Origin of the sequence: Leptospira noguchii serovar Panama str. CZ214 (genome assembly GCF_000306255.2) — a bacterium.
In the GTDB taxonomy this organism is placed as follows: domain Bacteria; phylum Spirochaetota; class Leptospiria; order Leptospirales; family Leptospiraceae; genus Leptospira; species Leptospira noguchii.
In genome coordinates, this window is record NZ_AKWY02000026.1 from 35,815 (window position 1) to 59,438 (window position 23,624).

A 23,624-nucleotide genomic window follows, 5' to 3' on the forward strand; every position below is an offset into this window, starting at 1 on the left:
TTCGGTGCAAGAAAATCTTGGCGAATAAAAAAACTCAATGCGACGAAACGTGAGTTCGATCATAATTAGAGTTGTTGAAAAATTTCATAGTGACGATCAATAAAATTGCTTCAATCGACCGTTTTCATGAAACAAAAACTTAGTAGCGAATTAATTTTTCAACAACTCTATTCATTTTTCTGAAAAAAGCCGGAATCTGAACTTTACAGATCGATTTCTAAAGTGTGGGAACTACCGCAATTTAAAAATAGAAGTTTATAACAATTGAATCTGTCGTATTCAAGTTTGAGAACTCACACAAAACTTAGGTTTTTCTGTAAAATGATGTCAGAACTACCACAAATCACGATTTTACGAACAAATCTAAATGTAGGAATTCACATTTTTAGAAAATCCTTTTTCATTTTCTTACATCGAACTTACGTTAATTAAATGCAGTAGTTCCCACAAATACTGAATTTTTGTAGTAGTTTTTACGCTTTCAAGTAACTCATTCCATTCTGTATAAATTGCAGAGTAGAAAACCAAACGTCTCGCTTTTGTGGTCCCTCGACAGCAACTGATTTTAGAAATTAAAATTGTATAAAAATTTAAATCCTTCAATTTGACTCCCTGTATGAAAGATCTAAATCGAAGACAATTTTTGAAGTCTTTTTTCTATGTGTTTTTAAGCGGATTCGTGTTTGATTTGTTTTCTAAAGATCAGAATGACAAATTAAATTTTTTATCTTCTAATCAAAATTCCAATTTCAGAAATGTATATTTGGATACTAAGAGCCGGTCTCAAAACTACCTATCAAAAAAGTTAAAAGCAATGATAGAGCTTGCGAGATAAAGAGATGCAAGATAATTTTCAGATTTTCTTTCCCAACGAATTAGGTTAGCCCTGAATCGATTGTGCCAACTGTTAGTTCTTTCAACGACAACGTCTAGGTTTTCCTTTATATTTACCGATGAGAGGCTTTTCACCTTTTTTCCGAATATGAGATTGAATGTTTCTTCTTTTGATTAAAACTTCTATATCTTTGAAATCATAACCTTTATCTAAACAAATATGTTTTGGCTTCTTTCTTCTTTTTCCGGAAAATATTAGGATTGAATTCAACGTATCTTTTACACCGTGTTTGTCATGAACGTTAGCTCCAGTCAATGTAATTGCCAAAGGAATTCCATTTCCATCTGTAAGAATATGCCGTTTAACCCCTAATTTGGCACGGTCTGTAGGGTTTTTCCCAGTTAAGCTCCCCCTTTGGGAGCTTTAACCATTGCCGAATCCATCGAAGCCCAGTCCCATGCTATTTGATTCTTTACATCATAATATTTTAAAATAGATTTATAAATCTTTTTGAATACTCCTGCTCGTTCCCATTCTTGAAATCTTCTGTGACAAGTTTGGCCTGATCCAAACTCATTCGGAATGGCACGCCACTGACAGCCTGTTTTCATTCGATAGATGATACCTGACATTACTACTCGTGTTGGTACTCGATTGCGACCTCCTTTCGGATTTACATTTTCTTTCGGGATTAATGGGGCTATTTGTTTCCAAAGTGCATCCGGTATCTCTGAATAATATTTGTCCATTTCACATTGATATTATTACCCTTTCTCTCTACAAACAGTTTTGAGACCGGCTCTTAGTTGAGAGATGATTTTTTTCAATTTTTGCAAAACGTATATCATCTTTATCCTGAGGAAAGTTTTCATAAACTTATATTCGAAATTTCTAAATCGAAACAAACAGATCAGGAAATTTACGAAACCATCTTGAAACGAATTCCTGAAATTAAACCTTTTGCAGGGATTTTAACGTACGCACTTCCAGCTCTTAATAAACAAAAAACTGAAATTTCGCAGGAAATATTAGAATTGCTGGGAGAAAGAAGTCGTTTTAATGGTTACCTTGAAATTGGTACTTTAGGAAGATATATAAAAAATCTAAAAAAGAAAATTCAAATTGAAGGAAACGTTTTTGTTTTAAACGATTTAGAACCTAAATATAGTCCGGAAGATTTGGTGGAACGAGGGCAGATTACAAAGGTAGGCACGTTCATTCCATTAGGAAATTATGATCCTATTGAGGAAAAAGTGATACCATCAGGAAGCCTGGATCTAGTGACTAATTTTATAGGTTTTCATCATTCTCCTTCTAAACAATTGGACGGTTTTATCAAATCAATCTCTAGGATTTTAAAACCGGGAGGAACATTTATATTAAGAGATCATAATGTAAATTCTAAAGAAATGGAATCAGTAGTGTCTTTGGCTCACGATGTGTATAATGTTGGATTGGGGATTCCTTGGAGAGAAGCTTCTGAACAAGTTCGTAATTTTACTTCGATCGTAGAAATTGAAAACAGAGTTAGTCAATTTGGACTCAACCCTATTAGAAAATATGTCCTTCAAAAAGGAGATCCTACTAAAAATATTTTAATGGCATTTGTAAAATCCTAATGAAAAAATTTGTTTTACTTCATTTTGTTTTTGTAAGTTTAATTTTTGCCGATCCAGAGGTCGTCAATGATGTTACTCAGATTAATCCGATCCGAGTAAATCGAGTAGTTACTCCAACTACGTTAGGCGATATTCAAGAATTGATTAAAAATCATTCAGGTCCTATTTCCATCGGAGGTGGTAGGTTTTCCATGGGAGGGCAAATCGCAACTGAGAACGCTTTATTTATTGATACGAGGGAATTTAATAAAATTCTTTCCTTTGATCCAACGACGAAGTTGATCACAGTGGAATCGGGGATCACTTGGAGAAAATTACAAGAGTCGATCGACCCATTTGATCTTTCCGTTCAGATTAAACAGACTTATTCAAATTTTACAATCGGCGGTTCGTTAAGTGTAAACGCACACGGAAGATATGTAGGATATGGTCCGATGATTTTATCGGTGCGTTCCATTAAATTAGTGTTAAGCGATGGAAAACTCGTAACAGCAAGTCCTAAGGAAAATCCAGAAATCTTTTTTGCATCCGTTGGTGGTTACGGAGGAATTGGAGTGATTGTAGAAGTCACTTTGGAACTGACTGAAAATAAAAAGATAAAACGGTTTGTAAAAAAAAATTCCAATTACCGAATATAAAAACTTTTTTTTAAAAAACATACGAAATAATCCAAAAGCTCAGTTTCATAACGGAGATATTTATCCTCCTGCATATGAAAATGTAAATACGATTACTTGGGAAGAAACAGAAGAAGCGGTTACCGTAAACGATAGAATCGTTCCAGTTAAAGAAAGTTATTGGTTGGAGAATTTAATCTATTTCTGGTTAACGGAATTACCTTACGGAAAAGAATTGAGAGAAGCTGTTTCGGATCCTTTATATTATCGTAAGGATAGGGTTCTCTGGAGAAACTACGAGGCTAGCTATGACGTGCAAGAGTTGGAGCCTCCTAATCGAAGAATCAGTACTTATGTTTTACAGGAGTATTTTATTCCAGTAGAAAAGTTTGATAAGTTTTATCCTTTGATGAAATCGATTTTACAGAAACACGACGTAAACGTAGTAAACATTTCTATACGTCATGCGAAACAGGATTCGGGTTCGTTGATGGCTTGGGGAAGAAGCGAGGTTTTTTCATTCGTCATTTATTATAAACAACGCGTCTACGCGAGCGCCAAAAACGAAGTTGGAGTTTGGACCCGAGAATTAATCGACGCGGTTACGAGCGTGGGAGGAGCTTATTATCTTCCGTATCAACTGCACGCGACCGTAACTCAGTTTCACAAGGCGTATCCGAATGCGAATCGTTTTTTCGCGTTAAAAAGAAAACTGGATCCGAAGTATAAGTTCAGAAACAAACTCTGGGATAAATATTACTTTCACAACGAAGACGATCAGAAAATCAGACTGACCCTGGATTCTCTTAAGGATTATACGCGCAACGAGGATCAGACCTTTCTAACTTTGCCAGAATGGTATATCGTGTTCAGCTCGGAAGAATATGCAAATTTTCTAAAGTATAATTTACCAAGCGATTTTCCATATTTTTCGAGTATAATTCAGTTTTGGAAAATCTACGGCAAGGTGGTTAAAAAAACCTGGAATTCATATGAATTCAACTGGGGGTATCATCTTATGATCAATGTAATTGGAGTCAGTTATTCCGCGGAGTTGATGTTGAAGTCCTTGTATGAAAATACGTTCGGACGATGTACGGAATGGATTGCCGGGACCAACGGGCTTACGTCCGAAACCAATGTGGAAGCCTATATGCAAAAAGTTGCAAGGGATTACACGGACTTCGTAAGACTTCGACCTTGGTACGAGTATCCGTTCTATTCCAAGTTCAAGGAATTTTGGACGATTCGAGACGGAGACAATACGAGTTTTGTTAGAAGATGGGAAAGAAGATTCTTCTTCTCGACTGAACTTCTTATAAAAGCGGTTTATGGAAAATTGATTGGATTGGGAACCGAATCCGTTTACGAACCTGAAACATTAGAGTTAAAAGCTTGGATAAAAGAGAATGGTAAAAGTAATATTTTATCAATTCCTAGATACCAAACTTTTACACAAACCGTTCCTAAACTTGTAAGTAAAAATATTTCCTTTGTAGAAATTGCGGGAAATCGTCAAATCCTTTTGACCTTGATCGTTCCTTGCGAAGTAAATCTTCGAGATCGGGAAGAAGTGTTATACGAATGGAATATTTTGACCGAGCCGAATCAAAAACGGGTGGCTGTAGTTGCTCCCGTTTCAAGACTTCATGAGATTCTAATAAACTCGGTAAAGAACGGATTTAAGGTGGATCATATATTCGACTATTGATCGAGAGATTTTATATTCGAATTTCAAATCCGTCTTGATGATTTCCGTTTATTTGGAATTTTACGAAACATGAGATACCTTTTACAACTTTCCTGTTTCATCTTGTTTCTTTCGTGTGCGGTTACTTCGTATTCTTCCAAGCCCGTGACCTTGGGAAAACAGTTCGATTTAAAGGACTTAAAACAGAATCCGAAAGGCCCGCTTCTATTTCAGAAAAAACTCGCCGCGGATTGGGTTGCGGATCGCGGAGGGTTGATCAATCTAAAAGATCCGAAGGCGAAAGCGGCTTCGCTTCAATCCGGCGACGAACCGATTCAAATCTACTTTTACGTAATCGATCATCCGAAGTTCGGAAGATATCTAATCGATACCGGAATGTCCGAAGCCTTTAGAAAGGATCCGAAGGACTGGCCGATTTCCTGGCTCGTCGCATCCGTGATGAATACCGCCGCGTTTAAGGTTCATTTGACTGCGTCGGAATGGCTCAAGAAAGATCCTAAGAAGTTGGAAGGAATTTTTCTAACTCACATGCACCTGGATCATGTTCTGGGAACTAAGGATTTTCAATCGGGAATTCCTTTGTATGTGGGACCGCAAGAGGCAACTCATAAACAATTCATCAACTCCTTCGTTCAAGGAACCACCAATCAACTTTTGGGTGAGAATCCGGCCTTGTCCGAGTTGAGTTTCGCGTCGGCGCCCAACGATTCTTCTTATCCGGTTCTCGATTTTTTCGGAGATCAATCTCTACTTGTTTTTCACATCGAAGGTCATACCAAAGGAAGTCTTGCGTTTCTGGTTCAAAGTTCGAACGGATATCAACTCGTTTTGGGAGATTCTTGTCATACCGCTTGGGGATGGGAGAATAACGTGCCTCCAGGCGATTTTACCGCGGACCAAGAAAAGAACAAGGCGGGTCTAAGTTTTCTGAAAGACCTTGCTTCTAAGTTTCCCGGAATTCAAGTACACCCGGGACATCAAAGTCTATCAGAAAAACGTAATTAATCAATTTGGAATGATTCGTTCCATTTTATCGGAGAAACGAAATGAAAGAAATCGACCGTTCTAAACCGGTTCTTGTTACGGGAGGCGCTGGTTACATCGCATCCTGGGTGGTTCGTTATTTATTGGAAGACGGAATTTCCGTAAGAGCCACGGTAAGAAACAAATCGGATTCCAAAAAAATCTCCCATCTTCTCAAACTCGCGGAACGTTTTCCGGGAAAACTGGAACTCTACGAAGCGGATCTTTTAAAAGAAGGCTCTTTTTTAAATGCGATCCAGGACAAGGGCGGGGTTGAGTTGATCCTTCACATGGCTTCTCCGTTTTTTATAGACGGAATCAAAAATCCTCAAAAAGAACTCGTTGAACCCGCGGTTTTCGGAACCAAAAACGTTCTCGAATCGGCTAACGCGAGTTCGACGGTAAAAAGAATCGTTTTAACTTCGAGCGTAGCCGCAGTGATGGGTGACAATGTGGAAGCTCTTTCGATTCCAAATCATCGTTTTTCCGAAGAACATTGGAACAAGACGAGTAGTTTGAAACATCAACCTTATCCTTATTCTAAAACTTTGGCGGAAAAAGAAGCTTGGAGGATTGCCGATTTACAATCCAAGTGGGATTTAATTACGATCAATCCTTCTTTTGTCATGGGACCTTCCGTTTCAGAAAGAGCCGATGGAACGAGTGTGAACTTTATGCTTTCTATGATCAACGGAAAGTTTGCTCCGGGAGTTCCGGATATGAGGATTGGTTTTGTGGACGTTCGAGATGTGGCAAAAGCTCATATACTTGCAGGTTTTACTCCTTCTGCTAAAGGACGTCATATTGTTTCTGCGGTTACGATGAAATTTTTAGAAGTTGCAAACATAATTCGTGAGAAATATGGAAATCGTTTTCCCATTCCAAAAAATTCTCTTCCTAAATTTTTAACTTACTTGATCGGCCCTTTTTTTGGATTGTCTTGGGCATATATTTCGCATAACGTTGGAATTGATTTCGAACTAGATCATTCTTACAGTAAAAAAGATTTAGGTTTGAATTATAGACCGATCTCTGAAACGTTTACGGAACATATAGAACAAATACTTTCTTCCGGGATCCTTTTAAAAAAGAGTTCTGGGCATTCGACTGTATAATTTGGGGTAAAAAGTCTAGAGGAAAATTAAAAGAAGGATATTAGAGTTGTTGAAAAATTCCATATTAACAAAACTGCTGTAATCGACTGTTTCCATAAAAAACTGATTGAGATTCATTTTTCAACAACTCTAATGTAAGAATTTATGCTTTTAGAAAATTCTTTCTCATTTTCTTACGTTATTTTCAATTCTTATCGCAGAACTTTATTTTTATCGAGAGTTATACATTAGAATACCCAAAATCCGTCTTAAAGTTGGGATTTGTTTCAAAGTTCATGATATTCTGTTATATAGAGATTGGTAATAACGGTCTTAAAAGTTCTTTAAAAGGATAGATTTCATTTTGTAAAAAACGAAGCTAGACTTTTTCGAAAATAGTTTTTCTCGAAGAATTCGTTTTTTGAAAAAGAATTTTCCACATGAAAAACGTTCTTTGTTGGCCCTAAAAAAATTGTCAAAAAAATATGAAAAGATAGATATGTATTCTTAAAATTTTAAGGAGCCCGATGAATTATGAAAGTTGCGCCGACTTATCCTATCCTACTAGCAGAAGACGACGAAAGCAATGCGGAACTTTTAATCCGTCATTTAGAAAGATATAATTTTGACGTAGATCACGTTGTGGATGGGGTCGCCGCCGAAATCAAATTGAGAAAGATTCGGTACGACTTGATTCTTACTGACAATCGGATGCCTAAACTCAGTGGTCTTGATCTTTTGGAAAGAATTCCGGATATGAACCGAATGACTCCAATTATATTTTTAACCGTAAGTAACGAAAAAGAAACGATCATTCAGGCTGCGTATAATAAGAAACTTGTAGCTTATCTTTTAAAACCGATCGATACTCAGGTGCTGATCGAAAAAATTTGTCAGGCATTGGGAATTAAAACGAATTCATTGATCGATAAGAAAGAATATCCATTTGAAATTCTTCCTTTTACTCACACAGATAAAGGGGTTGGGGTTGAATTAAAAGGATGTCCTTACGGAAAGAGTATAGAAAAACTTGTTCAAGAAATTGCATTTTTTTTAAAAGAACTTCCTTCTTTGAGAAGTATTCTAATCAAAGTGAATCCTGAATTTTTTTATTTCAAAAATGGAACTCAACTTCTTTCTTCTCTAAAGGATCGTTTAGCGATTAAATATGAAATTTCAAAAGACGATATCACAATTGAGACGGAACATTGATTGGATTTTATTGATCAATGAATCGTAAATTCGAATTTGGTTTTTTACGTTTAAATATTTTGTCGTATGAGTTGTGAGTTTCTCTTCTGCTTTTTCGTTTTTAAATTACAAAGTTTGAGTTTTTGAAAATCTTTTTGTAAAATTCTAATTTGTGTTAGTTCCCACATTTTATTTTTTACGGAAAAATCAGGTTTTATAAGACAAATGTCTTACGTCGAGTTTGCAAATTTATGATTAAGTCATTAATAACAAAACGTGAGAGTTCCCACAGATTTTGTCTTGTTCTGTGACTTATGGTTTTTAACGATTTTTTTTCTATCACACAATTTCCGTATAGTTCTGCATCAGAATCTTTCTGTAAAATTTAATTTGTGTTAGTTCCCACAAGTTAAGTCACTTTAAGGACTTATAAACTATTTTGAAAATGTAAGAGTTCCCACGCTCACGGTTTTAAAATTGGGACAAACTTCTAAGGGAGAATTTTTTAGATTCTCCCTTAAAAAATCTAAGCCACGTCCCTCTCTTTTTTTCCAGGCAAACCATCAAATCGAATCATTTGTCCGACTACTTTCAATTTACTTCTATTACTACCGTCTTGTGCTTTCCAACGATCTTGGCGAAGTTCACCAATGACGGTTGCTTTTTTTCCTTTTTTGAGATACTCGTGCGCGTTTACTGCCTGACGATCCCACAATTCGATTTCTACAAAAGAAACTTCTCCTGGTTCTTCCGAAGTAGATTTATAATCGTGGTTGACCGCTATCGTAAATGTAGCGACACTCTTTCCGCTGTTTAAGGTTTTGATTTCCGGATCGGAAGTAAGATTCCCATCCAAAATGATATGCGCTATGTTTTTCATTCTTCATACTCCTATTGTAAGGAAAAATTGTTTTTCCTCTATAACCAACGGTTCCTGACAAGAACTGAGTGGAGCCTAAATCTTAAATTTTTTTGAGAGAACTTTTATAAAATGAGCGTTTGATTTGATGATCACCAAAAAGCGATTTGATGAAGAAATTTGATCCTTAAAATCAATCTCTTTTTAAAACCTTAACAAAACGTGTTAGTTCCCACAGATTAAGTTGCATTCTGAATTTTTAAACATTTGTTTTTTGTAATTTAGCTTTTGTAATAGTTCCTACATTTTCAAAATCTAACTGTAAAATTTAAGTTTGTGTTAGTTCCCACATTTTATTTTTACAGAAAAATCAGGTTTTATAAAATCAATCTATTATACAGGACTTACGTTAATCTATGTTAAACGAAATGATTGCCAATTTTTTATCTTCTTTTCTCAGAGTATTCAATTCTACTTTCAATCTTTCCAAATCTCCGGAACCCTTGGCTCTATATATTCCACGTAAAAAATTTTTTTTATCGATCAAATATACATTTTCTGTATGAACAAAATCGTTCAAGTCATCCTTTCCAGAAATTAACTTTATATCCGCGCCGAACTGATTTCTTGCTAAATCATAAATCGTTTTTTTGGAACCTGTAAGAAAGATCCAGTTGTTTTGAACAATCTTATATTGATTTCTAAACTTTTTAAGAACTCCCACCGAATCAATCTCAGGATTTACGGTAATCGAAACGATTTGAAGATCAGTTTGATCTTCTAATTTAGGAATAAAATTCAACATATTTCTGGTAATCATGGGACAAATTCCCTTACACTTCGCATAAAAGAATACGACTAACGTATATTTATTTTTCAAATTTTGATTGTTAAATGTATGGTTTTCATGGGTAAGAAGAGTAAACTCCGGGACCTTTTTAAGATCGTCTGGTAATTTACCGTTTGCTTCCGGCCAATAAGGATCCATCACTTCACTCTTAAAATAAGGAAGAACCCCTTCCTGGGGGGAAGAAAAATAAGTGAGTTCAGAATGGTATTTATCTTTTGTATCTTCGCAAAAAACAAAAAATAATATAATAAAAAAATAATATATTAACTTCATAAATAAATTACATACTAAGTTTACTTTTTTAAACCAACTTTTTATTAAAAGCCATCTCAAAAATACTTTATTTTTACTTAAAATCCAATTATAGTCGCTCTATAATATTTTTGAAGTAGTTTGTACTACTCAGACGTATAAAACAATACCAAAAGTTAACAGTCAAATTTTACAAAGACGAAAAGTTCTCAAAAAATTGTATCTAACCAGAATTGGCATAATTTGTAAAAACCCTACATTTCTCAAAAATTTTCATACTCAATTTTTCTGTCTTTTTTATGAGTTTTTAATATAATTTTTCTGCAAAAAACAGAGTCGAATCCAAAGTTTTCACTTTAGATAACTACCATAAAATTCAAGGATAAATATTTCTTCATAAAATTGCCGTTTGGCGGAGTCGTACAATGAAAAATTTATTGTACGATAGTTCCATTTTTATAACTTTTTTACACTAAACTCGCGTTAACTATAAAGCTCATTTTTGTTTAAAAAGAATAAATTACTTTTTCGAACACAATGAAAAAGTTCGTTTGTTTAAAAGTAGACGTTTTAAAATTCGATTTCGGTAAAAATGAAAGCCGATCAATCCGGACTTTTGATTGGTTCACAAATTTTGCTTCCGGGTAAACCGATAGAACTTCCGTCCTTTGCAATTACCGTATTCATAAAAATCTGTCCATTCCGATTCCATTTTTTAGAAACGAGTAGCTTTCCGTTTTCATCAAATTTTTCGTAGATAAAAGGGCGATTGTTATCGTGCCATTCCCAACGATCGTAAATATACTTTCCGGAACGAAACTCGGAATACAATCGATTGTTTCCATTTGGAAACCAAGCCCTATGAATTCCTTCCTTTAACCCTTTCTTAAAATATCTTTTTTCCAATAACTGACCGGCTTTGTTTTTAGAAATCATTTCACCATCTTCTAAACCGTTTTTAAATTGGGTTGTTTCTATCTCTCCCAAAACTGGAATTTCTTTTTTGATAAATCCGGTGAAAAGTTTCCCTTTATAATAAAATCGGCCTTGGAACGTTTGTAAGTTCGAATCTATATTTTCAATCGTCTCTCCTTCTTGACAGCCGACAAAGGTGACGACCATCAAGATAATCGAAAGTATGAAAAACGATTTAGTTGGAAACACTTCCTATCGTTCCGTAAAAAAAAGAACCCATCAAAGTGTCAATTCCTGCAGTAGCATCGGAAGCAAAGTGATAGTGGTAAGTCGGAGTAGAAAAGTGAACCGTCGCTTTGGTATGTCCATGCAAATTGTCCAGATCGGTTGGGACAAAGTCGTCTCCAGTTGACGAAGTTCCGTTATCACATTTTTTTCCGTAAAGCGCATAACCGTCCAAAATCACTCCGATCAAATTTGAATCGTTGTTACTTACCTTTGTTACCGCAGCGTGATGGTGATAAACTCCTGTATTTTGAGGATGACCTCCAAAGTTATCAAATGTCTGAGCTTCCACTGCGAGAGTATCAGGAGGATTGGCTGCGTTATTAAAAATCGCAAGACCGTTTACTGTAATTCCTATCGACACAAGTCCGCCTTGTGTTCCGACAGTTCCACTTCCTTTTGTAGGATTGGAAGGAATCGTATAAACAAATTTTTGACTCGAAACGGAATTATTTCCTGCGGACATATTTCCTGCCGGAAGTGTTTCAAATAAAGGAGAACTTGAACCGTAATAATAACTTTTTGTATTGGGAACATTCTGAGATTTGAATATATAACTGGAACCAGATACATAAGCTACGGAACATTTAAAGTTATTTTTGATCCAAGTAGGAAGCGCCGAATCCATACAAGTAGTCACTCCGGTAACGCAGCCTGAAGATGCATCTAAAGTTGCCGTGCTCTTAGATACAGTGATTCCAGTATTAGCCGAACTTCCATTACAATACCCGCCTGAAAGCGCAGCCAGAGCCGCTATTGTAAGATCATCATCATTGGAATCTTTCTTACAAGCCACGAAGGAAAGAAAGACCAGAAATATTAAAATTGATTTTTGAATCATATTTTCTCCTACATTGTTTTCGAACACCCGGACTGGGTTTAAGCGAGCCTATTTTATATCACTTGAGTATAAGATAAAGAACTAAAATTTTAGAAGGATTTATATTTTGGGACGATCTTAATAAAAAGCGTATGAAAATAATGTTATGAATTGATTCTAAAAATTAGAATATAGAACCTCTTCAGAAAAGTGGAGTTATTGAAAAATTAAAAGCTTGTCTCCAAACCTCAAAGAAATTTTACGCGATCATTCTTTAGAAATTTTTAATAAAATGCAGTAGTTCCCACAATTTCATAACCAACCCCACAAACATTTAGATCTCAATATAAATCTTTCGGAATTACGATAAATCTTTCCGTGAAACTTTCGTCCCCACTTTAATTGTGGGTGGCAACTCAATGAATTGCTTCCATGGGTCAATCCAGGTGGGATGAGAGACTTTTCTCTATCAGAAAAACATACTTTTTGCAAGTAGAAAGGCTCATTCTTGTCGGAACACTTGAAAAATGTGCGTATCCTCTTCAATTGTCGGGCTGGTTATACTACAAATTAGGTCGTATTAGCAATTTGCGAACTTTCGAGCAGTTCAATTTTCGCAGTAGTTCCCACATTTTAGGAAACTCAATCTCAGGGTCGTTTTAAAAACCCAACAAACACCTCTATTCCAACTTTTTAGGTTAATGGTGAAAAAATACGATGTAAAAGTTTGTAGTCACCTAAAGAGACGTAATCTGTAGGAACTACTATTTTTAGAAAATTCTTTCTTATTTTCACGCCGAACCGAACTCATATTAAATAACTTGAATTCGGCTATGACTCATTTTTCTGAAAAAGTTGAAAGTTGAACTTTATAAGTCGATTTCTAAAATGTGGGAACTAAAACAAATTCCAATCACGAAAAATGAATGTTTAAAAATTTGTAATATGACTGAATCTGTAGGATTACTTGAAATCACCGTTTTCAGATTTTACAGCAACGAAGGTTAATTTTTACGTAAAAAGATTTCATTTATCCAAAGCACTCTCCAATTCTTCAAAAACACCAGTGCTCAAAAGATCCGAATCTCCAGGATCAAAATCCTGAAACCAAAAGCTAACATAAACACTCAAACCTAAAAATAAAATGAGAGAACCACCTAACACACGTTTGTTTCTAATTTCTTTTCGATCCATTTGAATTACGTTTGAAGAAATGCGTGTCACCCAATCTTGATCTTTTTTTCTTTTGAGGATTTCCGACTTCATAGAGTAAGTTCGATCATTCTTCATAAAATTTCTCCTTCGCGCCAACTCGTTTCATCATTTCTTTTCCTCTCGCCGCCCTTGATTTAACGGTTCCAGGTTTAACACCCATCGTTTTTGCAATCTGTTTTTCGGAATACCCTGCAAGATAAAATTCTAGAACCTTTCTATATTTATTTGGAATTTTAATTAAAAGTGAACGTAACAATCCAATTACTTCCTGAGAATTCCGTTCAGAGTTTTCGTTCAGATTCGAATTGATTTCTAGAAAGTCTTCCTCTTTTTTGGAGTTGATCAATCTCTCCGCGCGCGCTTCTTCCCTTCTAAGTTTATCGTTCATTCTTAAAGATTCGTTTCTAGCGATCGTATATAACCAAGTACTGAGTTTAGATTCTTGGCGGAATTGATTTTTTTTGAGAGCTTTGTAAGCACGAAAATACGTTTCTTGAGCCACATCATCTATAGCATAATAAAACCTCTCTGCGAGATTTTTTTCAATCGCAGAGAGGACCGTGTCCCGGGTGGAATTAACGATTTCCGTAAATTCGGATTCAGTCATCATGATGACGATGTTTTTGTTGGAACTCTGTAATTAAATCCACCAGTTGGTTTCTTTGTTCCGGAGTTAGAATTGAATGAAATTCGATTGCCTTTTTTGTCATAAAGGTTCTCATCTCAATCATCTTATTCATTTCTAACTCAAATGACTTGTTAATTTTTTTTTCGTCTAAAGTCGGCTGACGAAACTCTGCGAGAACTTCAGCCGGAATTCTAGGGCCTTGTAATTTGAGTTCCTTTCTTTTAGACAAAATCTCATCTTTAATCCGATAGAGTTCTTTCTTTTGAGAATCATTTAGATCTAATTCGGAATTAATCTTTTTTACTACAAACTCCGCTCTTTTTTCAGGAGACCTATAATGTCTACAACCACTGGTAAATAAAATCGTCCCCAAAAGAATCAAACCGGAAACTTTAAAAAATCCTTTCATTGGATTTCCCCCATTATCTACACTTCTGACCAAAGACGTCAAACTTGGTTCCGCTTTTTTTAGAATTCAAAAAAAGTAATTCGGAATCGAATCGTTCTAATTCAAAACAAATCGAAATATAATTTATTGCAGTTTATTTGAGAATTAGGTTTTAATTTCCTTAAACGCGTTATGCGTCTTTATCTATCTAAAACAAAATTCGCAGAAAAGATTTGCCGCAATTTACTACAAAGCCGTATAAATATACTCTGATGTATTTGTTCAAAAAATTAGAATATGGATTTTCTTCAAAAAAGCAACAATTTCGAATTAGACGTAATTTTTGAGAACTTTTGTATCTTTGGTAAAATCGACCGTTAATTTTTGATACATAGAATTATAAGATAAAGAGCTTGAATTCTTATTTTGTAAAAATAAAACGGGAGAATTTTTTAAAATTTAAGATTTGAGTCTTTCAGATCAATCGGGGTATCAATGATGGGAAAAAAAATCGTATATGTCACACTTGGAATTTTACTTTTACTACTGTTACTTTATTGGATCGGACAAGGTCCTAGGGTTTCTATACCCAAGGATATAAAACCTGGGGCAGAATTTATTTTTCCAGGTGAGGAAAAGACCACAGAAGAAACTCTTTCTCTTTTGGCTTCTTCTCTCAAAGAAAAGTATCAACCAGGCGAAGTTAAACGGGACGCACATCCGTTTGCACACGGCTGTGTCAGAGCTAATTTTATGGTATCTTCTTCTATTCCGGAAGAATTTAAATTCGGAATATTCAAATCTCCTAAAACCTATTCGGCTTGGATTCGATTTTCAAATGGTTCCATTACAAAAAAGCCGGATCAAGAAGGAGATATTAGAGGAATGGGAATTAAACTTTTAGGTGTGGACGGATCTAAACTGTCTGCGGACGAAAATAAAACCCAGGATTTTTTACTAATCAATCATCCCGTTCTTCCCGTAGGTGCGCCGGATGAGTATCTGGCTCTGTTTCAAGCTGCGTTTGCTAAAAAACCGATGTCTTATTTTTTTGGAGGAATGCCTTGGAACTGGAAGTTGACCGCTTTGCAGGAATCGATTGCAATTCGAAGAAAAAAAATTCCAGACGTTTTAGAAATCCGTTATTGGAGTACAACTCCGTATCGTCTAGGAAATGAAATCAGTGCTGTAAAATATTCCGCAATACCTTGCGAAACAAAAAATTTGGAAATTCCAAAAAATCCGGCGGAGAATTATTTACGTCAAACGATGATGTCCCATCTGAATGAGAAATCCGCTTGTTTTGAATTTATGATTCAGAAACAGGGAAATCCGATTTCTATGCCGATTGAAGACCCGGCTGTTCACTGGAATGAAAAGGATTCTCCTTTTATTACAGTCGCTAGATTAGAAATTACTAAACAAGAGTTTGCAACTCCGGAGCAGGATCGTTTTTGTGAGAATCTTTCGTTAAATCCTTGGCATTCTTTGGCTGAACATCGTCCTTTAGGAGGAATTAATCGCATTCGAAAAGTTGCATATGAAACGATTGCAAAATATAGACACGAACAAAATGGAATAAGACAATTGGAACCGACCGAATAATAGGGCTCGTTTTAAAATCTTAGAATGGGGGAACTTATACAAATTACGGTTAAACTTTGAAAATGTTGGAACTTTACACAGAAGTTTAGCAATTAAAATGATTCTGATTTTTTAAGATTTTGATGTTATTCAGAACTATATAATAAAGTACCTAATATTTTGTATAAAATCAGTGGTTTGTGATAAAATTAACGGTACCTATTTTATAGAGATCAGTAAAAGATTTAATTTTTTAGAATATTCTAAAAGTTTAAATTTTCCTAAATAAAACGAATGAACGCGAAAGGGATCGATGCGAGGTCAATAAATTGAAAAACTAAAGTAGATTATTATATAACGTTTCCTGTATTCAATTTATTGACCAGAGCGGAGAGCCCGGTCCGGCTGCCTGTGGCAAGCCGGATTCGCCCTAATTTTCTTACGCCAAACTCATGTTAGTTTAAAATTAACGTTTTTCAAATAGATTTAAAATTTCTTCTATTTGAGAAACGTTATACGGCTTTGTAAGTAGATTATCCATTCCTCTTTGGGTCGCGATCTCTTGAATTTCAGGGGCGGCGTTTGCTGTAAGTCCTACGATCCGAATTGAGTTTCCTTTTGGAAATTTACGGATAATTTCCGTTGCGGAAAATCCGTCGATTCCCGGCATATTAATATCCATAAATATCAAATCGTAATGAAACTTTCGCGCTTTTTCTATCGCTTCCATTCCATCTTCTACTAAATAAGGTTCTATTTTTTTCTTTTTCAAAATTCTACCGAGAAGTTTTTGATTGATCGGATTGTCTTCTACGATCAAAACCTTTAGACGGGAGAGATCCGGTTCATTGATTATAACTTCGGTTTCAAAATCTGCAAAAGAGAGTTCTTCGCCTATAGATTCTGGAATTTCCAATTTGAGTTCGAACCAAAATTTGGTTCCGATTCCAGGTTGGCTTTCCACATAAATTTTACCTCCCATCAATTCGATTAGTTTTTTAGTAATCGATAAACCTAATCCAGTTCCACCGAAATGTCTTGTGATGGATTTGTCGGATTGAACGAAAGGTTCAAACACGGAGTTGAACTTTGTGGGAGGGATTCCGATTCCGGTATCAAAAACCCAGGTTCTGAAACTCAATTCTGTATTCGTTTTTTCTAATATATGAAATCCGACTTCGACGGTTCCTTCTTTTGTAAATTTAGTCGCGTTTGAAACTAAATTTGTAAGAATCTGGCCGATTCTGACAGGATCTCCTTTGAGTAATTTTGGAAAGTTGGGAGGAATGAGTATGTTCAATTCATTTTTATTTTTAATAATTTCCGTACGTAAAAGGGAAACAAGATCGTTTAATAATTGCTGCATGCTGAACGGAATGGATTCTAATTCGATTTTACCAGTGTCCGCTTTGGAAAAGTCAAGCAAGTGGTTTACGATTTTAAGAAGATTATTACCGCTTCTTTGAATAAGTTCCAAATAATCCTTTTGATCTGAATTTAAAGGAGTATTTAACAACAATTCGGTGATTCCTAATATTCCGGTCATGGGAGTTCTGATTTCGTGGCTGATGTTAGAGATAAAAACTGTTTTTTCCTGATTCTCCTGCTGTGCGATTTCACTTTTTTCTTTCAAAGCTTGATTCAATAAAGCTAATGTTTCTTGTTGCGAATGAAAAGAAGTGATGTCTTCGAAAAACCAAAGTCTTCCCGGAGCGGTTTTACCCGGTAAAAGAACACATACAACTTCGAACACTTTTTTTTCAGGATTGGAAAAGATCCATTGGGTAGAAAATTTTTCCAAATTCGGATCGGATAAATTTTGATTTATTTCTAAAAAAATTTCCTTTTGATTTACTGCGGATTGTATCAGCTCGGTCATCGAAGTGGAAACTTTCCAAGAAGAAACGTCTCCTCCATGAGAAATAGAAAGAAGTTTTGCCGCACTTTCGTTGATCCAGGTGTTTCCGGTTCTTGAATCCATAAAGATAATTGGTTGGGGTATCGTTTTTAAAATAGAATCCAATCTGGAATGAACTGAATTGAGCAGAATTTCTTTGTTTCTGATTGAAAAAATTTCATAGATCCTGGGAGATAATTCCTGGATGATTTTTAAAAATTCAGATAAATGTTCCGTATTTTTTGAATATAAAAATAAAAGAATATATTTTCTTTGGTCTTCTGAATTTGCGTTCGGAATTGGAAATACAATCATTTGTTCAAAATTAATTTCTTCCAGAGCATCAAAGTTGGAGAATTTAATTTCTTGGCGCATCATTGTATACGGTAAAACGGGTCGGTTTTCGGAATAAGAAATGGACAATAAATTGATATTTGTCTGATTTATAGAAAAATCGAATTTAGGTAGAGACTCGGCAATTTTAATAGATAATGAATCCCTGCTTTCTAAAAGAATTATAGAATCTGCATGTAAAGTGTTTTTACAAAGGGAATAGAATTTGTCCATCTCTTCCAAATAAGATCCCTTTGAAAAAAGTTCAAACGAACGTTTATAGAATTCGTTGATCTTATCGGTAAAAATTTTATTGGAGGACTCATTCATTCAAATTTTGGAAACTTAAAAAAACAATTTAATCTCTTTAAGTACAGATTCCGGAGAACTGAAATGAGGTAGATGCCCTGTAGCAGGAATCGATTTAAAAATTGCCTGAGGAATGTTTACGCTGAGATATTTTCCTACTTCGATCGGAACTGCTATGTCCGAAGAAGGTTGTAAGATGAGAACCGGCAATTTGCAATCATTTAGATTTTTTCTATGATCGGATTGAAAGATGGTTCTTGAAACGGTAAGTCCTATGTCCGGACGTATTTCTCTGAGTGATTCTGCAAAACTCTGAGCCAACTCGGGACGATCTGGATTGCCCATAACGATAGGAGCAAACCCACCTGCCCAAGAGAAAAAATTTGTTTCCATTGCCGCAAAAAGTTGATCTAAGTCTTTTTGTTCGAACCCACCATTATAATTTGTATCGTTCAAATAACGTGGAGATGCACTGATAAAAGTAAGTTTAGAAAAAAGTTCCGGTCTACGAATCGAAGTTATAAGTCCGATCATCCCACTGACGGAATGTCCTACGTAAAAAGAATTTCGAATTCCGATTTCATCCATAAGTAAAATTAGATCTTCTGCATACGAATAAAGATTAGAATAACGATCTGCACTGAAAAGAGAAGGATCGGTTTTGCCGGAACCGATCGTATCAAAAAGTACAAGTTTATAATAATCTTTTAGATGAGGAATGAGTTTGTTCCAAGTAGATTGATCACAACCGAATCCGTGACTGAATACGATGGTTTCATTTCCAGAACCAATTATTTTTAAGTTGTGGTTAGACGCTTTTTGCATAAATCTTTTCTTATCATAGAATATTTGTGATTATTTATAGAATTTTTCAATTACTAGATACGACTGTAATTTTGAATTTTTTAATCTAATCCTTTTTTAAAATTCTTATGATTTGGTGAAAGAACATTAAGTGTGCTTTCATTTTAAAATGAAACTTTTAAGTCAAGGCGACTAACTTATAACAATGTTTTTCCAATGATGAATTGAATCGTTATAAACTTTGATCTATTTTTGTCTTTTAAGATATAGATCTAGGCCTTTTCTGGCTTCTGTTCTAATTTTGTTTTTAAGAAAAGGTAAAAAACCAAACAATAAACCCGGAAGCCCGAGAGCTTGTCTTGACCAACGATAAAAATCAAATCGATCCGTATGTTTTATAATCTTTCCGTCCTTACAAACTAGCTCTGCTTGAATTACGTTATGCACCTTTTTTCCCGTTTTTGAAAATGTATAATATGCTTCCCAGGTAACTTTTCCGGTATCTCCTTCCGATTGAATTTCTCCGAATTTTAACTCTAGATCCTTTCCTCTGGAGATCAACATTTGCCACATTCCTCTGGCTTCGGTTGCGTTAAGATTGTTAAAAACTGGATCGTTGAATATGACAGAATCAGAATAGAGTGTTCCCATTTTTGTTGCGTCTTTTTTTTGAAAAGCTTCGTAAAATTCTTTGGTTATTTCTGCGGCTGATTTCATAACGTTTTCCTCATTTGTTTTTAATCGATTTTGTATGTTTCGGATTCCGTTAGTGAAATCGAACCGAACATTTTGTAAATTGCTTTTCGAGTTGAATTTGTTTTGTTTTGTTTGGTTCGGAAAGTTGTCGAAGAATCGTTCAAGAATTGACAATTCGTTTTTAAAATTATAATTGGATAATCTTATGGAGAATTCAATGGACAATTCTATTTGCAGGTTTTCTTGTTTTCATTTTAAAGCATTGTTGGGAAACTTTTGTCTTTGGTTATTATTCTTATTCGTTTTCATTACTCCTTCCAATGCACAAGTGCAAGTTGGTGGGGATTACTCACTTGTTTATTCTAAAGACGGTGTGATTGGTTCTATAGAATTTAACGGTATTACGATCCTTTCAGAATCTAAAAAGGAAAACGTAGCTGGGCAAGTTAGTATGAATGTTTGGATTCTTCCCGGAGAAAACAAAATCAAGATCAAAGGAATCCGTAAAAGAAAAATGGATGAACCTGTCCCATATTTAAGCGCGATTCTTTATCTGGCACAGAAAGAACAATTGGCAAGCGACGGACAAAAAATTACAGGTTTTGAATGGGATGGGAATCTTTCTCCGGCAGAACAGGAAATTATTTTTACTCCGACTGAAGTGAGCTTTGGAAAGTTGCGGAAAAAATCCAATTGACCGAAACAGATAAGGAGAAAATTTAAAAGCGTATTGTAGATTTACACAATGTACTTCAAAGGAAACATGAAAAAAACTTTTGGAATTCAAAACAAAAGAATATGCCCGCGCCTATTACGATTCACCTGAAGAATATATAAAGAATTTCAAAATGATGATTCGAGAGAGTATTTTCAAAATGATCGAAGGAAAACTGGATAAGATCGATTTTAAAAAACTTCAATATCAATTAATCTCGGATCAAAAAGTAATCACTGTAACTTCTCAATCTGGTTATAGCCCGATCACGAACAAAGCGAAAGGTTTTTCGATACCTTTGTATTTTTCAAAGGTTGATAGAAAGTGGATTATTTCGCGTTAAACTTAGGTCATTAGGTTTTTTATAGAAACTATATATTCTATTATTTTAATATATTTTTTTATGAGTTGGGTAACTTTGCTGAAGTTTATGCTGGATCGTTTTTTAGCTTCAAATAGGAAAGTTTTGTTTTTGTCGACAAAATTGAACTTTGATGGTGCTTGCTGTATCATAATCGACTTTTTTAGATATAAAATAAAAGCTTATCTATCAGTAAAATCGAAGTTTATACGGAGAACTTGTCACAAAACCGTCCAATGTGGGAACTATTACGAAAATTGAACGAGATTAGAACTGCTTGAAAGTTCGCAAATTACCAAATGTGATTTAATTGTAGGAGCTATTATTTTATTAAAAATTTCTAAAGAATGATTGCATAGAATTCTTTTAGGTTTTGGGACAAATACTAAACGTAAGAGTTCCCACAAATTTTGTCACATTACGAATATTTAAATACTTATTTTTCGCGATTGGAATTAGTGTGAGTTCCCGCATTTTATTTTTACGGAAAAATTAAGTTTCATAAAATAAAAATCTGACACTGAGTTTGTTTAGTTATTGGTTTTGAACGGATTTTTGTGATTGAGACTTCTATAAAAATCTAAAAAAAGATGACCGTCCCAATCAAATTTTTGCGTAAAATCGCTGTTTTGCGGCCATCACAATCATAAAAAAGTTCCCTTTTGTAAAACTCGGATTTGTGTGAGTTCCCACATGTATAGATTTTGGTAGTTCTTGTTTGAGTTGTCGCAGAACGAGCTTACTAGAAAGTGGAAACTGTTCTTTTTATAATGAAATAGTTCCTTTTTTAAAGACTAAAATATTGGAGTTCTCACATTTCAAAGTTTTACCGTAGAATATAGATTTGTGAGAGTTCCCATAGATTAAGTCGCATTACAAATTTTTAAATATTCCTTATAATTTAGAAAGGTACAAGTGGGTCTGAAAAAACGAAGATGAGTTCTAGAGAAATTACAATTTTAAAAATACAAGAACCGACCAAGTCGATTGCATCTCTGGCTCGGATTATGGAAGAAAAATTACCACAGTATAGAAAGACACTTCCTAAAGGTTTTCGAGAAGAAGTGGATTGTGATGAAGACACGGTTTTATTTTTACATACTGATTTTGTACCATTAGATTTTCAAAAAACGACGGAACAAATTTCCTCAGGAATAAATGACTTAGTTCCGGTTGTGGCAATCGATCTTCAAGGTCAGATTCTTATGCAAGCCTTTGGGAATGAAGAAAGTCAAACTTTATCTTTAAAAACCGGATACGCGCATTACTTTAGCCGATCTAGAAATCAACTTTGGAAAAAGGGAGATACTTCGGGACATACTCAAAAAATATTTCAAATTTTATCTCCTAGGGATCGTTCTTTTTTAGTCTATCAAGTGGAACAAGAGGTGGCTGCTTGCCATGAAGGTTACTACAGTTGTTTTTTTAGAGAGAGAATAGAAGGGGATACTTGGAAACTACTCTCAGTCCCAAGAAATTTTCTTCCAGAAAAGAACTAAAATTGTATTTTGCCTTTTGGAAACCTGTCGAAGGATATAAATGGATTTATGAATATTAAGAAATTTTTGATTTTCTCCGGATTTACTATCGGAGTTCTGCTTTTAATTGCGACCGTTACTTTTTTTATTGTGGACGAACTCAAAGGAGGTGCGGTTGGATCTGGTCAAAATAAAATGGAACTTCTAATCGAATCTGGAGATACTTCCGGAAAGATTGTAGAAACGTTATCCACACATGGAATGATCAAGTCTTCCAAATATTTTCTTTATTTAGTACGGTTTACTCGTAGCGCTGGCAAGATCAAACAAGGGCTTTATGAGATTAACGACGGAATGGATTCTAGAAAAATCCTACAAGTAATTACGGAAGGAAAAGTCAAACTCGTAAATTTTACGATTCCAGAAGGTTATAACAATAGACAGATCGGAGATTTACTCGTTTCTAAAAAAATTATTTCTAAACGTCAGGATTTTTTACTCGCTGCCAGTGAATCTCAATTATTGAGAGAGTTCAAAATTCCATCTACTTCCGCAGAAGGTTATCTTTTTCCCGAAACTTATAGCGTTCCAATCAATTATCCGGTTGATAAAATTGTTCGAATGATGATTAAAAGATTTTACGTTCGAATTACAAAGATAGAAAAATCTAAAAATCTTTCTCCTTTAGAACTTCATAAATTTGTAATTCTTGCTTCGGTAGTAGAACGAGAGGCAAAACGAAACGAAGAAAGACCTCTTATGGCAGGAGTTTTTAACAATCGTTTAAAAAAGGATATGCCTTTAGAATCTTGCGCAACGATACAATATCTTTTTGATAAACCTCATAGTAGGATTTTTGAAAAAGATCTCAAGATAGTATCTCCGTATAATACGTATCTAAATAAAGGATTTCCTCCCGGGCCAATTTCTAATCCTGGTTTTCCAGCGTTGGAAGCGGCTTTTTATCCTAAGGAAACCGATTATCTGTTTTTTCTTTTAAAGGGAGATGGTTATCACTATTTCGCGAAATCTCTCAAAGAACACTTAGAAGCCAAAAAGAAGTATATTGACGTACTTTACGATTAGTTAATGGATTTTATCTTCAAACTTTTGTATAAGAGTTTGTCTAAAAACTTAGAATCAAT

Annotated in this window: 16 protein-coding genes and 5 pseudogenes; 10 read left to right on the plus strand and 11 right to left on the minus strand. The window is 34.9% G+C overall.

The window, feature by feature from the left end; all coding sequences use genetic code 11:
• Positions 1–616 precede the first annotated feature (616 nt).
• Positions 617–781 (plus strand): annotated as a pseudogene (locus tag LEP1GSC059_RS23200) (class I SAM-dependent methyltransferase); the annotation flags it as partial.
• Between the two features lie 8 nt (positions 782–789).
• On the opposite strand, the pseudogene LEP1GSC059_RS23205 reads toward LEP1GSC059_RS23200, so the two are convergent.
• A pseudogene (locus LEP1GSC059_RS23205) lies at positions 790–1,563 on the minus strand (IS5 family transposase).
• An 81-nt stretch (positions 1,564–1,644) separates the two neighbouring features.
• Here LEP1GSC059_RS23205 and LEP1GSC059_RS14865 point away from each other — a divergent pair.
• From LEP1GSC059_RS14865 to LEP1GSC059_RS14885, 5 genes and pseudogenes are all read left to right on the plus strand, one after another.
• Positions 1,645–2,454, plus strand: a pseudogene (locus LEP1GSC059_RS14865) (class I SAM-dependent methyltransferase); the annotation flags it as partial.
• Positions 2,454–4,782, plus strand: a pseudogene (locus LEP1GSC059_RS14870) (FAD-binding oxidoreductase). The pseudogenes LEP1GSC059_RS14865 and LEP1GSC059_RS14870, both read left to right, overlap by 1 nt.
• A 69-nt stretch (positions 4,783–4,851) precedes the next feature.
• Positions 4,852–5,787, plus strand: a complete 936-nt coding sequence (locus LEP1GSC059_RS14875; protein WP_017214000.1) for an MBL fold metallo-hydrolase — start codon at positions 4,852–4,854, stop codon at positions 5,785–5,787.
• Between the two features lie 41 nt (positions 5,788–5,828).
• Positions 5,829–6,920 carry an SDR family oxidoreductase gene (locus LEP1GSC059_RS14880; protein ID WP_017214001.1) on the plus strand — a complete coding sequence of 364 codons (1,092 nt, stop codon included), beginning with the start codon at positions 5,829–5,831 and terminating at the stop codon, positions 6,918–6,920.
• Between the two features lie 513 nt (positions 6,921–7,433).
• Entirely contained in the window at positions 7,434–8,111 is a 678-nt protein-coding gene (locus LEP1GSC059_RS14885; RefSeq protein WP_002180235.1) for a response regulator, read from the plus strand.
• A 505-nt stretch (positions 8,112–8,616) separates the two neighbouring features.
• Here the strand turns inward: LEP1GSC059_RS14885 and LEP1GSC059_RS14890 are convergent.
• From LEP1GSC059_RS14890 to LEP1GSC059_RS14920, 7 genes are all read right to left on the minus strand, one after another.
• Positions 8,617–8,970 (minus strand): single-stranded DNA-binding protein, encoded by a 354-nt coding sequence (locus LEP1GSC059_RS14890; RefSeq protein ID WP_002153428.1) that lies wholly within the window; start codon positions 8,968–8,970, stop codon positions 8,617–8,619.
• A 388-nt stretch (positions 8,971–9,358) separates the two neighbouring features.
• The gene (locus tag LEP1GSC059_RS14895; RefSeq protein ID WP_017214003.1) at positions 9,359–10,072 is read right to left on the minus strand and encodes an SCO family protein; all 714 of its coding nucleotides are present in this window, start codon (positions 10,070–10,072) and stop codon (positions 9,359–9,361) included.
• A 582-nt stretch (positions 10,073–10,654) separates the two neighbouring features.
• Positions 10,655–11,215 carry a toxin-antitoxin system YwqK family antitoxin gene (locus LEP1GSC059_RS14900; protein ID WP_017214004.1) on the minus strand — a complete coding sequence of 187 codons (561 nt, stop codon included), beginning with the start codon at positions 11,213–11,215 and terminating at the stop codon, positions 10,655–10,657.
• Positions 11,202–12,092 carry a YHYH protein gene (locus LEP1GSC059_RS14905; protein WP_002180137.1) on the minus strand — a complete coding sequence of 297 codons (891 nt, stop codon included), beginning with the start codon at positions 12,090–12,092 and terminating at the stop codon, positions 11,202–11,204. The genes LEP1GSC059_RS14900 and LEP1GSC059_RS14905 overlap by 14 nt, the downstream gene beginning before the upstream one ends.
• Positions 12,093–13,097: 1,005 nt before the next feature.
• Complete coding sequence (locus tag LEP1GSC059_RS14910; RefSeq protein ID WP_017214006.1) at positions 13,098–13,361, minus strand: hypothetical protein; 264 nt, start codon at positions 13,359–13,361, stop codon at positions 13,098–13,100.
• Positions 13,351–13,896: an RNA polymerase sigma factor gene (locus tag LEP1GSC059_RS14915; RefSeq protein ID WP_002180252.1), complete on the minus strand. Its 546-nt coding sequence runs from the start codon at positions 13,894–13,896 to the stop codon at positions 13,351–13,353. The genes LEP1GSC059_RS14910 and LEP1GSC059_RS14915 overlap by 11 nt, the downstream gene beginning before the upstream one ends.
• Positions 13,886–14,323, minus strand: a complete 438-nt coding sequence (locus LEP1GSC059_RS14920; protein WP_002180213.1) for a Spy/CpxP family protein refolding chaperone — start codon at positions 14,321–14,323, stop codon at positions 13,886–13,888. The genes LEP1GSC059_RS14915 and LEP1GSC059_RS14920 overlap by 11 nt, the downstream gene beginning before the upstream one ends.
• A 477-nt stretch (positions 14,324–14,800) precedes the next feature.
• On the opposite strand from LEP1GSC059_RS14920, the gene LEP1GSC059_RS14925 reads away from it, so the two are divergent.
• Positions 14,801–15,907 carry a catalase family protein gene (locus LEP1GSC059_RS14925; RefSeq protein ID WP_017214008.1) on the plus strand — a complete coding sequence of 369 codons (1,107 nt, stop codon included), beginning with the start codon at positions 14,801–14,803 and terminating at the stop codon, positions 15,905–15,907.
• Between the two features lie 445 nt (positions 15,908–16,352).
• On the opposite strand, the gene LEP1GSC059_RS14930 is transcribed toward LEP1GSC059_RS14925, so the two are convergent.
• From LEP1GSC059_RS14930 to LEP1GSC059_RS14940, 3 genes are all read right to left on the minus strand, one after another.
• Complete coding sequence (locus LEP1GSC059_RS14930; RefSeq protein ID WP_002180175.1) at positions 16,353–18,446, minus strand: ATP-binding protein; 2,094 nt, start codon at positions 18,444–18,446, stop codon at positions 16,353–16,355.
• 15 nt (positions 18,447–18,461) lie between these two features.
• The gene (locus LEP1GSC059_RS14935; RefSeq protein WP_017214009.1) at positions 18,462–19,250 is read right to left on the minus strand and encodes an alpha/beta fold hydrolase; all 789 of its coding nucleotides are present in this window, start codon (positions 19,248–19,250) and stop codon (positions 18,462–18,464) included.
• 225 nt (positions 19,251–19,475) lie between these two features.
• Positions 19,476–19,946, minus strand: a complete 471-nt coding sequence (locus tag LEP1GSC059_RS14940) for a nuclear transport factor 2 family protein (protein WP_020980998.1) — start codon at positions 19,944–19,946, stop codon at positions 19,476–19,478.
• A 196-nt stretch (positions 19,947–20,142) separates the two neighbouring features.
• Here LEP1GSC059_RS14940 and LEP1GSC059_RS24900 point away from each other — a divergent pair.
• The 3 genes and pseudogenes from LEP1GSC059_RS24900 to mltG all read left to right on the plus strand — a co-directional run bounded on the left by LEP1GSC059_RS24900 (position 20,143) and on the right by mltG (position 23,565).
• Positions 20,143–20,983, plus strand: a pseudogene (locus tag LEP1GSC059_RS24900) (hypothetical protein).
• Between the two features lie 953 nt (positions 20,984–21,936).
• Positions 21,937–22,500 (plus strand): phosphoribosyl-AMP cyclohydrolase, encoded by a 564-nt coding sequence (locus LEP1GSC059_RS14955; RefSeq protein WP_002180232.1) that lies wholly within the window; start codon positions 21,937–21,939, stop codon positions 22,498–22,500.
• Positions 22,501–22,548: 48 nt separating this feature from the next.
• Positions 22,549–23,565, plus strand: coding sequence for an endolytic transglycosylase MltG (gene mltG / locus LEP1GSC059_RS14960; protein WP_002180168.1), 1,017 nt, complete (start codon positions 22,549–22,551; stop codon positions 23,563–23,565).
• The last annotated feature ends 59 nt before the right edge of the window (positions 23,566–23,624 follow it).